Below are 13,344 nucleotides of genomic sequence, written 5' to 3'. Positions count from 1 at the left end.
AATTCTTAAAATAATGAAAGCTATTATATATATCCCCTTGGTTGCTTTGCTTAGTCTGAGTGTATCCTGCAAAAAATTTGTGGACATAGATCCACCGAGAACAGAACTTTCTTCTGAAAGTCTGTTTGTGAATGATAAAACTGCGACATCAGCGATGGTGGGCATTTATTCAGATATGAATTCTTATAATTATTTCTATGCTAATTTATTGACAATGTTTATGGGAGGGATGGGCTCAGATGAGTTTACTTATGCCCTGACATCAACAGCGGAATTTGAGGAATTCAAAAACAATAATGTGTTGTCTACCAATCGTTTTGTAGGGCAACTGTGGTCTGAGCCTTACGCTTATAATTACAGGGCCAATGCTGTTATTGAGGGTGTAACCGCTTCTCAAACTTTAAGTCCTCAAGTTAAAAATCAATTACTGGGCGAAGCCAAGTTTATGCGTGCATTTTTCCATTTTTATCTTGTAAATACTTTTGGGGATGTTCCGTTGATTTTGGATACGGACGTTCAGAAAAATACCAATTTATCTAGAACACCTGCTGCAGAGGTTTATAAGTCTATTATTGCGGATCTTATCGATGCAAAAAATCTATTAGCTATCAATTATCCATCCACAGGAGAAAGGACACGTCCTACAAAAGGGGCTGCCACCTTGTTGCTTGCGCGTGCCTACTTATATACAGGGAATAACGTACAGGCGGAGATAGAAGCAGGAGAAGTCATCAGTAACCCTAATTACCAGTTGCTACAGGGAGCTAACATGAATAAAACCTTTTTAGCAAACAGCCCAGAAGCAATATGGCAACTACAGGTGGTGAACAATGGCGGAAGCAGAAATACCTGGGAAGGTTTTACCATGACACCTGCCAGTATTACTGCCCCTGTAGCGTACTACCGTTTAACAAAAGGTGCTGGTGGCCTTGTTGATGCATTTGAACCAGGAGATCTGCGCAGGACAAACTGGACAGGTAGCTATACCACTACGGCGACACCTCCTTTAACCCATACCTATCCTTATAAATATAAAATAAGGACTAACCCGGGCCCGATAACAGAGTATTCTATGGTTTTACGGTATGCTGAGGCCTATCTGATCCGTGCTGAAGCAAGGATACAACTGAATAAACTAGACTTAGGTAAACAAGATCTTGATGTGATCCGTAGCCGTGCAGGATTTAGTACCCCATTGCCTTCAATTGCATCCATACCTGCAGGTATGTTGCGGGTTGAGCAGGAACGCAGGGTAGAATTGTTTACAGAATGGGGACATCGCTGGTTTGACCTGAAAAGATGGAAAAGTGTGAGTGGTGATGCCACCAAGACACGTGCAGATGACGTTTTACCACTTACCAAACCTTCATGGAAATCAACAGCCATCTTGATGCCCATCCCTTCTGATGCCCGGAAGACCAATCCTAATTTAACTCCAAACCCTGGCTACAACTAATTCACATCCCTATGTTTAAACATGCGTTAGCGTGCTGCCTGCTTGTACTTGCTTTATTGCAGGTACAGGCCCAGGTGGTACAAATTACTCCTGAAAAACCTCAGAGAGGTGAAAAGGTAACCATTACTTATCATCCGGGCGCTGCCGGTGCAGCCATTGGAAAAAATGCTACTGAGGTGATCATTAACTTCACGTATTCTACCTTTTATGAACTACCCTGGAAGCTGCCTATGACCAGACAGGGGAACGACTGGGTAGTTTCATTTGTGCTACAGCGCTATGCCACTTTTGCTACCTTTTATCTGCAGAGCGGAGAGCTTATAGATAAGCCTGCGGCTGACCGGCATTATTCGGTTGCTGTGTATAAAGATGATAAAAGGGTAAGGGATGGCTTTTTACATGAATCGTATAGCCTTGGGGCACAAATGCCCAAATCCCCTGGGATCCATGCGCTGCAACTGGAATTGCTGAGAAAGGAGCTGGCCAATTATCCGGATAATTATGAAGCAAAGGTGCGCGAGCAAAGTGTGCTAATGGCTATGGCGAAGACGCCTGCCGAGAAGCTGGAACACCGGATTGAGGCCAGGAAGATCATTGCGGCCCAGTTTGAAAAGAACCCAACCTTTGGCGGGAACCTGAACAAGGTAACGATGGGTTACCTGATCATTGGTGAAAATTCGAGGCTTGATTCTATCCGTAAGGTTGTTTCTAAGCGTTTTCCCAAATCAGATCTGGCTAAAGATTACCTGATAACCGCCATTGGTAAAGAAAAGGATACTGTAAAAAAGATTGCACAGCTGGAAGCCCTGTTGAAAACGGGAAATGAAAGCGGTGAAAACTCAACAGACATCCACCGCATGCTGTTTGAACATTATACCGCTGCGGGAGATGCCGCAAAAGCTGTCTACCATGCGCGCCGGAGTCTGGGGGCTGCAAATCCCTATACCCCGTTGACCCTGAAAACTATAGCAGGAGAATTAACAAAAGCGAAACTCGCGCCTGATACAGCGATAACTTATGCAGAAGCTGCTTTGAAAATTGCCGATCGGTGGCCGATCGGTGTGATCAGGTACTTCCCCGAATATGGTCATATTTTGCCTTTTGTAGCCGATAGTACGCGTAGCAGAACAGTTGCTGAAGCAAGATCAGGCTTGTATTCTATCATTGCCCTGAATAAATCATATCTGGGAAACTGGGCTGAAGCCTTAAATTATGCGGCTAAAGCGGAAGCTGCAGGTGCTAACAAAGAGAGCTTAATGAATGTTGCGCTCGTTTATGAACAGGCTGCTGATCCAAAAAAGGCCTTTGATGTGTTGTGGCATGTTTTGTTAAAAGATCCCTCAGACACGGTAGCTATCGCAGCTGCGAAAAAGAATTTTTTGAAGTTTAATACTTCGGAAACTGAATTTAATGCGAAAGTTAAAAACCTGGAAGCCTTAAAAATGACCCGGTTAAAAGCAGCTTTAAAAAAGCAGCTGATGAACAAACCCGGGCCTGAGCTTTCTGGTCTGACAGACCTTAAAGGGAATGCGGTAACCAAAGCAATGATGCAGGGTAAGATAGTGGTCCTGGATTTCTGGGCTACCTGGTGTGTGCCCTGTATGCAGGAAATGCCTTATCTGCAAAAAGTTTATGAGCAGTATAAGCACCATCCTAATGTGATGTTTATGGTGATAAACAGCGGTGCGCGAAACACCATTAAAGATGCGCTTGGCTGGGAGGCGAAAAATCCGCAGTATACTTTTCCACTATATTTTAACAATGATCCTGATATAGGTGAGAAGGTTGGTTTTACATTGATCCCTACTATTGCGGTTATTGACCAGCAGGGAAAGATGCAGTTCAGGACCATTGGTTTTGAAGGTGCAGAACTGGAACATAAGCTGACAGCGCAGATTGAGGTTTTGCTGGAAGGGAAATAAAGATGCAGTTTTAGTAATTACTTTAATAGCCCCTGGCCTTCCTTTAGCCAGGGGCTATTAAAGTAATATTAAGTTCATGCCTTTTTGATACTGTACCGGTTTTTCCGTATAGTATCCTTTAGCTACGGACCCCATCTTTACGCTTTTTTCGTATATTGTATGCAGAAATCCTGCAATTTCATTTAATTATCGATGAAGGGCCTTTTTAAATTTTATTTCTCGGTTGTTTTAATTTGTTTTTCGAAATTCTCTTCTGCAATTACGGGCGGTGATCCGGTGGAGTTTTATTTCCAGCAATATGATAACCGCAATGGCTTGTCGAACAGTGCCGTAAATATTGTTTTTCAGGATAAAGACCAATTGTTGTGGGTAGGCACCTGGGACGGGCTAAATATGTATGATGGTACAGACTTCAGGGTTTTTAACTACAATAGCGAAAATCAGGGGAGGAGTATTGGCAACAATGTGATACAGGATATTAAAGAAGACAGAGCTGGTAATATCTGGATCAGTACAATTGGTGGGATTACGCGTTTTGAGAAACCTAGTGGAAAATTTTACAGGTATTTTTATAACCAGGCTACAAAAAGAAGTATTGCTGAAAAGGAATATGAACTGGCGGTAACAGAAGAAGGGATTGTATTTTGTTACAGTAAAACCTATGGTTTAAGCCGTTTTGACTTTCAAAGTAACCAGTTTAAGCAGATTCCCTTTCCGGGGCTGAAGGTGAAAGCGTTAAAGATGGAAAGCGGAAGGGGGGGGCTGATGTGGTTCCTTAAAAATGATGGGACATTACTGGCTTGTAAGGTAACTGCGGCTGGACTAAGTCCGTACCGGACAATCAAATTGCCTTCCCAGGTTAGTAACTTTTTTACTGCAAATCAACGCATGCTTTTTACAGATACCGATAATAACCTATGGACGGTTGACAACGGGTTCCAGCCTAAAAAAATAAAGAATATCGCTGCGGTAAAATCGGTCATTTATTACCATTCTCACTATATAGTGGCCTTTGATGGACAGGGGATTGGTGTTTATAATGATGATTTTGAATCCTCTTCATTTATGCAGGAAGAGGTTAAGCAGTTGGCCAATACCAGGGTTACCACCCTTGAGCCGGCAAAGGACAGCGTATTATGGGTAGGGACTGATGGGAACGGGCTGATCAAAATTTATCCTAAAGTGAATCATTTTGGTCTTGTGAACTGGACTAATTTTGCTGACCTGAATAAGCCTGTCCGTGCTTTTGCGGCAACAGATGGCAATTTATGGGTAGGTACCAAGGGGAAGGGAATCGTAATTTTAAAGGATTTTAATGGAAGTTTTGCTGTTCAGCAATTAAAGGAAGGATTGAGTACGGCTAACGGACTTGATAACAATTCCGTGTATGCTTTAAAAAGGGGAAGAGCACCATATATCTATATAGGTACAGACGGACAGGGCTTGGGAATTTATGACCTGCGGGCAAAAAAGGTCATCAGATGGCAGGAGCTGGCCGGAACAGCAGAATTGCCGGCTTTTGGTTCTGTGTATGCCATTTTAGAAGATAGGGACAGTTCTTTGTGGCTGGGCACCAGTGGAAACGGGCTGATCCATTTAAAACTTACAAGAAATACATCAGGTATGTTAAGTGTAAGTGATTTTAAACAATATCTTTCGGGCAAACAAAACGGTCCGGCCAATGATATCATTTATGCTTTAAGCAATGATGATGATGAGCGGTTATGGATAGCCTGCCGTTATGGTGGCTTAAGTGTACTGGATAAAAGGACTGGCAGGTTTAAAACCTTTAAGGCCTTTTCCTATCCAAACAGTCTGTCAAACAACGATGTCCTTTCCCTGTATAAAGATAGCCGCAAAAGGTTATGGATAGGCACCAGTTATGGGTTAAACATGCTCAGTGAAGAAGAATCGGTAAAGGACAGCCCCGTGTTTAAGAAGTTTACCATGAACGATGGTTTGCCAAACAATACCATTCATGCTATTGAAGCGGCAAATTCCGGAAATATCTGGGTTAGCACCAATAAAGGTCTGGCCAGGTTAAATCCGGTTGATGGGGCTATTGCCAGTTTCAGGGAAAGTGACGGATTGCAGAGCAACGAATTTAGTGATGGCGCAGTTTGGAAATCGGCCTCAGGGAAGCTTTATTTTGGCGGTATCTATGGCTTCAATTATTTTATCCCTGAAAATATTACGGGGAACAAGCTGCAGCCTAATTTATTGGTCTCAGGAATCCAGCTGGGTGGTAAAAATCTGGATGAAAACCGCCTGCAGGTGTTGAATACTGTTCAGGCCGAAATACCTGAATATACGGTGCCGCGTAAAAGTAATTTCTTTCAGCTGAGTTTAAAGCCTATGAGTTTTTTAAATGAAGCTAAAAATGAATTTGCCTATAAGCTGGATGGGCTGGATAAGAACTGGAACTATTCGGGCGGGGTTGGTAATATTGTGTACAACAATGTGCCACCGGGTAATTATACGATGCGGGTAAGGTGGAGTAATGGTGAGGGGGTTTGGACGGATGGTGTAGGGGTATTCAAACTGCAGGTGGAGCAATATTTCTGGCTGAGTTATCCGGCCCTTTTTACTTATTTTATAATTGTTGTAGCTTCAGGCTATGCTTTTCATCTATATCGAAAAAATAAGCTGCAAATGAAGTATCAGTTGCAGATGGAGCACCTTTTAAGGCAAAAGGATGAAGCTGTACATCAGCAGCGCCTGAATTTCTTTACCAATATTGCACATGAGATCCAGACACCTTTAACAATGATCATGGGCTCGGTAGAACACTATTTACGCAGCAAAAAATCGGAGTTGCTTAAAAATAAGGAAAACAATTATTTTATTTCTATTGTACACCAGCATACGGCAAGGTTAACTTACCTGGTGCAGCAATTGCTGGAATTCAGAAAAGCTGAAGCAGGTTATCTGAAAAGAAACGACGACTATGTGGACATCAGCAAGATGCTGGAAAGTTTATCAGAGCTGTTTGTCCCCGCCAGTAGGAAGAACAGTCAGCAATACCTGAGGACCATACAAAGTGGGATTGCAGGATTTATAGATAAGGATAAGTTTGAGAAAATTCTGTTTAACCTGCTGTCCAATGCCTTTAAACATTCGGGCCCTCAGGAAACTGTGGTGTTTAAGGCCGGTTATCATCAGGAAGCTGAGTTGCTGGAAGTTAGTGTGTCTAACTCGGGCTGCACTTTAAAGCAGGAACACCTGGAGCAGATCTTCAACAAGTTTTATGTGAGCAATGAACAGCAAACGGAAAAGTTTAGTACTGGTATTGGCCTGGCTTTTACCAAAGAGCTGGTTACGCTGATGGATGCAGATATTAAAGTAAGTTTGCAGGAAGGCTGGATAGATTTTATGGTAAAGGTGCAGCTCCCTACATCGGAAGGTAAGGATGCCAAAGTCATTACTTCAGCGCCATCCTCTTTATACCTGTCGCTGGTACAGGAATATGAACAACCGGAGCTGGTCTCGGCAGAAGAAGAGAATAAGAACAGTCTGATTGATGAGCTGCAGGCTGGGAAACCCAGTATTTTACTGGTTGAGGATGAACCGGAACTGCGTTATCTGATCCGTAATGTACTGAAAGAACAATATGTGGTTTATGAAGCGGGTACGGGTGTGGAGGCGCTTGCCTTTTTATATAAAACACTTCCGGACCTGATCATCAGCGATGTGATGATGCCTGATATGAACGGACTGGAATTGTGCCGTACGGTTAAGCAAACGCCTGCTATGGCACAGATCCCCTTTGTAATTTTATCGGCGAGGGGTTCTGAAGACAATAAGGCCGAAGGTTATGAGCTTGGTGCCGATGCCTACATTCCAAAACCATTCCAGATCAATTATCTGCTTGTGAGGATCCGGAAGCTCCTGGACGATCAGGCGCGGATGGAAAGCCTGATCAAGGACCAGCACATTACCAATCAGTTTATGGATGCAGATATTGCAGAAACGGATAAGAAATTTCTGGAAGGACTGTTGAAGGTGATTGAAAATAATTTAAACGAACCCGAACTAAATGCCGCTACACTGGAGAATGCACTTTCGATCAGCAAAATGCAGTTGTACAGAAGGCTCAAATCGCTGGCAGGCATGACCCCTGCCGAATTTATCAAAAGGATAAGGCTGAAACATGCGGCAGACATGCTGATCGCATCACAGTATACGGTTTCTGAGATATTTTACCGTACCGGATTTAACAACAAATCTTACTTTTTCAGGGAGTTTAAAAAGATTTACCGTTGTGCCCCAAATGAGTACAGGCAGCAGCAATATGCTGAAAACACCCCTTCTTTGTAACTATAGTGAACTAAAATGTAATTATAGTGCACCTTGTGGCAAGCCTTTCGATATAAATTTGTTATCACCAAATATATCATCGATGAACCATAAGCTATTGTTCCGTTTTCAGTTAAGCTTTATGCTTGCCCTTCTTATTTGCTATACAGGAACGCTTACTGTATACGGACAAAAACTGAGGATTAAAGCATTGGGTGATACGGTTAAAGGCTTTAAGGTAGGGTTGTATGACGGAGAACGGCAGTTGTTGGCCAATGAAGCAGAGTTTTCGCTACTGATGGCCAATACCGACCTGAGTGAACAAACCTTAATGGCAGGCTGGACAGGAAAGCATTGGACGGCGGGCAACGACAGTACGATTACGCTGAGCAGGGAAAGCTATATCCCCGAGTTCGACCTGAACCTTTCTGTACAAGTCACTTATAAGGTAATCAGTGATCACCTGATTAAAAAAACAATCCGTTTATATCAGCCGGGAATGCCACAGCTGTATTATACTTTAAAGGAGCGGTTTGTACCTGCAGAGAAACCAACAAAGTATGTAAGCTTTGAACATGATAACTTTCCGGGTGGTTTTGCACATGAAATGTTTCCTTCCATAGGCTATGTTAATGAAAACCATACTGTGGTTGGCATTTTAACAGATGCGGGCTATAAAAACCAATATACGCGCACTACAAGGCGCCGGTTTAACGGTCGCGGTGGTGGTTTTGTGGGCATGCGCAAATTGCCTGACCCGGAATTGATGGCTGTTGCTACTGCAGATGAGCAGTCCAGGGGTATAGACTTTCTGCAAATGACATTTGGTGAAATGTATAACCTGGATGCAGGAAAAGAAAGTGCAGTTAAGCTGCCTGATACCTGGGAAAAAGAAGGGGAACTGGCATTTAAAAAAACGGGTAGCCTGATTACAATGGATTGTAAGCCCTCGCCACGCAGCGGTATAACCATGATTGCACCATTAAAGGGCCAGCAGATATATACCATTTCTTTTTTATGTAAAGGAACTGCCCCATTGGCCTTAAAGTTATTCAGGATAAAGCATGGAAAGAAAACCGAAGAGCTTGAAAACGGCCTGAAGTACATTGACAATTTTCAGGTTAAGGAAAAAGAGTGGACCTTGTTTAAAGGCAGTATTATGCTGCCGTATATTCAAAAAGACAGCGTGTCGCTTTTTATAGGTACCCAGGCGAATAAGACCTGCCAGCTACAGCTTAAGGACCTGCAGATTGTGAAACATGAACCGGCAGCGGAACCTTATAACATCCTGGTTATGGGAGAGGCCGTGGAAAAGACCAGCTATATATTCGCTGAACCCTGGAAGGACCACCATGAATTTATGATCTCATCACAAACCCGGCTTTCGGAGGGTATGGGGTTCAGGGGGTCTCAGCTAGAGAAAATGTTGTATGGCAATTTAAATATGCTGACCTGGATAAATGGAGTAAATGACTTTAAACCTTTTAACGTACCCAATATGAATTATTCGCCGGATATGTATAACCGGGATTCTTTTTTCGCTGCCGTAGCTACCTATAACAAGGAGCTGAACCTGGGTATCTGGAAACAGTGGGCCAATACGCAAACCCCTAAAGGTGGCATTGGCACCATCATTACCCCCTATATGGGTTCGGTAGAGGCGAAGGACAATGAGGCTACTATAGAATGGCTGATCTGGGCAATGCTGAACAAAAGAAGGTTTAATGTTGTATTGCCAGAAGAAAAAATCAAAAAAGCAGTAGATTATGTGCGCAATGAGTTCGATGCCGGTAAAGATGGGATATGCCGTTCGCATTTTTCCATGAGCCAGGTTGATATTGTAGATTATCAGCCTAAAACCGACCGACTAGCGGTAAACCAGGGCATGCTGGCCATTGCATTAAGAACCATCAAAGAACTGGGATACCCCGTGGAAGAAGCCTATATACAGAAAGCTGAAGCCGAATACAGGAAGTTCTATGACCCGAAAAGAAAGCATCTGCTTTTTGACCGTGATTTTCCGGATATCATTAGTCTGACTGATCTGGAGCCCGAATTTTATTCTTTGTGGCTGTTTAACCGCCCCTTACTTACAGATGAAATGGTGACCAGTCACCTTGAGCAGATACCTGTGCTGAATAAAAATGCCGGTGCACCGCATCCCGAATACGGCACTACGGCACCAATCTGCGTAAGGTTAATGAAAACTGAGCCAGGATATGCTTATCTCAGTGCCGATTATCAGCCCTTTGCTGCATTTGGAGCAGCCAATTATGCCGATGGCAAAAGCGATGGTTTTTATTATAACGGTGGCAGCTGGCTGCGGGCAGAATATTGCGCTTATGTTACGGGCTTAAAGCATGGCTGGAAAAAAGCATCCAAACTGATGGAAAACCGGGTATGGGCGGAGATCAACCTACATCCTGACTGGCCTTTCAGTAAAGAATTTATTCCTACAAAATGGACTACTACCGATTCCTGGTGGCCCTCTACAAAAGGGTTGTGCTGGAATGTATTTATCCTGATGGCCAATGAGGTTGCAGGATTAAGAACGCCGGATATGGATCCGGATTTTAATGAATTAAACTTTTATCAAAAACTAACCAAATGAAAAAAATTTACCATGTATGGCTCATTTTGCTGATCATAGCATTTTCAGGCCAAAAGCTTTATGCCCAAACCAAGGTTTCCGGAACGGTTAGGGATGCAAGTGGAATAGGTTTACCTGGCGTAAGTGTGGTCCAGGAAAACACCCAGAACGGAACGGTAACTGACCAACAGGGCCGGTATACACTGAGTCTAAAAGAGGGGGCAGCCCAAACACTTACGTTTAATTATGTTGGCTTTTTAAAGCAGACGATCCCTGTAAATGGAAGTTCAAGTGTGAATGTTACACTGAAAGAGAACAATGAATCGCTGAATGAAGTGGTGGTGCTGGGCTATACTTCACAGAAAAAATCAAACCTGACGGGTGCTGTAACTTCAGTGCACATGCCCGACCTGGAAGACAGGAGGGTTGCGGATGTGGCCCAGGTGTTACAGGGACAAGTTGCCGGGGTACAGATTACCCAAAGCACCGGAGCGCCAGGCGACCCGATCAGCATCCTGATCCGTGGCCAGGGTACATTTGGAGATAACAGTCCGCTTTTTATCGTTGACGGCAACCCGACTCAGGATATTTCCTTTCTGAATCCGGCCGATATGCAATCGGTAACTGTACTGAAGGATGCTTCTGCGGCTGCAATTTATGGCTCAAGGGCTTCGGCCGGGGTAATTGTGATCACTACCAAAATGGGCAGTGCGGGATTATCTACCATTGACATCAACTACTATAATGGCATTCAAAAGGTAGCCAATTTGCCTAAAATGTTAAATACCACCCAGTACATGAATAAAATGGAAGAGTCCTGGAACAATTCCGGATATGCTGGTACCAATCCCTACACAGCAGATAAAAACCGGACTGATCTGGCCAACACCAATTGGCTGGACGAATTGTTTGAGACCGGCCGTTCGCAAAATGTACAGCTGAGCGCAAGTGGGGGAAGTGAGAAGATCAAATATTTAATTTCAGGAGCCTATTATGGGCAGGATGGGATTGTGGTTTATAAAAACGATAAATATCAGCGGGTTAATTTCCGTACCAATGTTACCGGTAATCTGTCGGACCGTTTTACTGTTGGGGCTAACCTTCAGCTTTCTTACGCCAAACAGGATAAAATGTCGTCTAAAGGAGATGAACCCGGTGTGATCCGCCATGCATTTATCCGCCCGCCGGTAATCCCAGTATACAAAGATCCGAGTGACCCTACTTATTCTGCTGCTGACCCTTTTACCGATTTACCTTTTTATAAAGCCGATGGCACTTACCAGAGCAGATATGAGTACAGCAGTAATCCTATAGCCCTTGCTTATTTTACCAACGACAAAAGGTCGTTGTTTAAGACCTTTGGAAATGTATATGCAGAATATGCACTGCTCAGCAACAAGGAGCTAAAATTCAGGACCAATGTGGGGCTTGACCTTAATTTTACCCACAATAAAGCCTTTAATCAGAACTTTGGTGATGATGATGGCGGCGGTGCTGCGGAAGATAAAGGTTTGGGCAGGAAAAACAGGCCAAATTCTTTAAATGAGGACCGTGGCCAGGAAAGTACCATTACCTGGAACAATACCCTGAATTATGAAAAAACGATCGGGAAGCACCTGATCAATGCCATGGTGGGAAGTGAGTACATCACCAATTACTCATCATCTATTGGTGCAACGAGGAACAGGTTTGATTATACCGCTCCGGAATTTCAGTTTATTGATTACGGTAATACTTTGACCAATTTGTGGAATGGAGGAAATGGTGCAGAATGGACTTTGTTTTCTTTATTTAGCTCTGCTACCTACGTATATGATTCCAAATATATGATCACGGGTAATTTCAGAGCAGATGCTTCGTCGAGATTTGGACCCAATAACCACTGGGGTTATTTCCCCTCTGTATCTGCGGGCTGGAAAATTTCGCAAGAGGATTTCATGAAAGATGTGCGCTGGATCTCTGATTTGAAATTAAGGGCAAGTGTAGGTACGCTCGGAAATCAGAACATCGGGAATTATACTTATTTAACACTATATACCAAGGTAGGGGATGAGACAAAATTGCTTCGTTATGGTAATCCTGACCTGAAATGGGAGAGTACCACCCAAACCAATATTGGTTTGGACATGGGGATGCTCCAAAACAAAATTTATTTAAGTGTTGATTATTTTAAAAAGAAAACAAGCGGAATTTTGCTGCCCCTTTCTTTACCACACTTAGTGGGAGACGTACAACCTACTATTGTGAACGCTGCAGAAGTGAAAAACTCGGGACTTGAGGTTTCTTTAAGTTACCGCAACAACGATGGCGTGTTTAAATATGGTGTGAACGGAAACATTGGTACATTGAAAAACCAGGTGGTAAAGCTACACCCGAATCTGCCCAACATGATAGGACAGGTAACCAAGACAGAACCCGGTCATCCGATCAATTCTCTGTTTGGTTTTGTAATGGAAGGTATTTATCAGAATCAGGCTGAAATAAACAGTCATTTATCGGGTACGCTCAACCCTTCCGAACTTCCAGGTGACATTAGGTTTAAAGACCTTAACGGGGATGGGGTGATCAACGATTCAGACCGGGATTATATCGGGAACCCAAACCCTAAACTTTCTTACGGACTAAACCTTTCAGCTGGTTACAAGGGTTTTGACCTTTCGGCATTGTTCCAGGGCGTTCAGGGTGTAGATCGTTATAACGACCTGAAAAAGATTATTGATTATGATTCCCGGCCTTTTAACCATTCTGTGAGGGTGCTGGACAGCTGGCACGGTGAAGGAACCAGTAACAGCATACCGCGGTCTACCTTTACTGACAATGGTAGCAGTAAAACATCCAGTATTTTTGTGGAAGACGCTTCTTACCTGCGCTTAAAAAACCTGGAAATAGGGTACTCCTTTAAGTCGCTGTTAACAAAAACGAAACTGGGTGTCCAGAATATCCGTTTATATGTTTCTGCGCAAAACCTGTTTACGGTTACAAATTATACAGGGCTGGACCCGGAATCAACAGATGTGATAGATATGGGTACTTATCCACAATCCAAAGCCTTTCTGTTTGGTGTAAACGTTAAATTTTAA

Annotated in this window: 5 protein-coding genes; all 5 read left to right on the top strand. The window is 43.3% G+C overall.

Annotated features, from left to right (window positions below):
- The first annotated feature begins 13 nt into the window (after window positions 1–13).
- The 5 genes from HDC92_RS16695 to HDC92_RS16675 all read left to right on the top strand — a co-directional run bounded on the left by HDC92_RS16695 (window position 14) and on the right by HDC92_RS16675 (window position 13,344).
- Window positions 14–1,456, top strand: a complete 1,443-nt coding sequence (locus HDC92_RS16695; protein ID WP_183876184.1) for a RagB/SusD family nutrient uptake outer membrane protein — start codon at window positions 14–16, stop codon at window positions 1,454–1,456.
- A gap of 11 nt (window positions 1,457–1,467) precedes the next feature.
- Window positions 1,468–3,378 carry a redoxin family protein gene (locus HDC92_RS16690; RefSeq protein WP_183876182.1) on the top strand — a complete coding sequence of 637 codons (1,911 nt, stop codon included), beginning with the start codon at window positions 1,468–1,470 and terminating at the stop codon, window positions 3,376–3,378.
- 192 nt (window positions 3,379–3,570) lie between these two features.
- On the top strand, window positions 3,571–7,695 hold the full coding sequence (locus tag HDC92_RS16685) for a two-component regulator propeller domain-containing protein (protein ID WP_183876180.1): 4,125 nt from the start codon (window positions 3,571–3,573) through the stop codon (window positions 7,693–7,695).
- Window positions 7,696–7,777: 82 nt separating this feature from the next.
- Window positions 7,778–10,285 (top strand): hypothetical protein, encoded by a 2,508-nt coding sequence (locus tag HDC92_RS16680; protein ID WP_183876179.1) that lies wholly within the window; start codon window positions 7,778–7,780, stop codon window positions 10,283–10,285.
- Complete coding sequence (locus tag HDC92_RS16675; protein WP_183876177.1) at window positions 10,282–13,344, top strand: SusC/RagA family TonB-linked outer membrane protein; 3,063 nt, start codon at window positions 10,282–10,284, stop codon at window positions 13,342–13,344. The genes HDC92_RS16680 and HDC92_RS16675 overlap by 4 nt, the downstream gene beginning before the upstream one ends.

The sequence above is a fragment of the Pedobacter sp. AK017 genome (genome assembly GCF_014200825.1).
GTDB classification, from domain to species: Bacteria; Bacteroidota; Bacteroidia; order Sphingobacteriales; family Sphingobacteriaceae; genus Pedobacter; species Pedobacter heparinus.
Note: the sequence above shows the minus strand (reverse complement) of the source record. Positions and strands in the feature narration are given on the sequence as shown.

Bases quoted from the DNA above. Each gene is read 5' to 3' on its own strand.
- HDC92_RS16695 (WP_183876184.1), top strand. From the start codon at position 14: ATGAAAGCTATTATATATATCCCCTTGGTTGCTTTGCTTAGTCTGAGT.
- HDC92_RS16690 (WP_183876182.1), top strand. From the start codon at position 1,468: ATGTTTAAACATGCGTTAGCGTGCTGCCTGCTTGTACTTGCTTTATTG.
- HDC92_RS16685 (WP_183876180.1), top strand. From the start codon at position 3,571: ATGAAGGGCCTTTTTAAATTTTATTTCTCGGTTGTTTTAATTTGTTTT.
- HDC92_RS16680 (WP_183876179.1), top strand. From the start codon at position 7,778: ATGAACCATAAGCTATTGTTCCGTTTTCAGTTAAGCTTTATGCTTGCC.
- HDC92_RS16675 (WP_183876177.1), top strand. From the start codon at position 10,282: ATGAAAAAAATTTACCATGTATGGCTCATTTTGCTGATCATAGCATTT.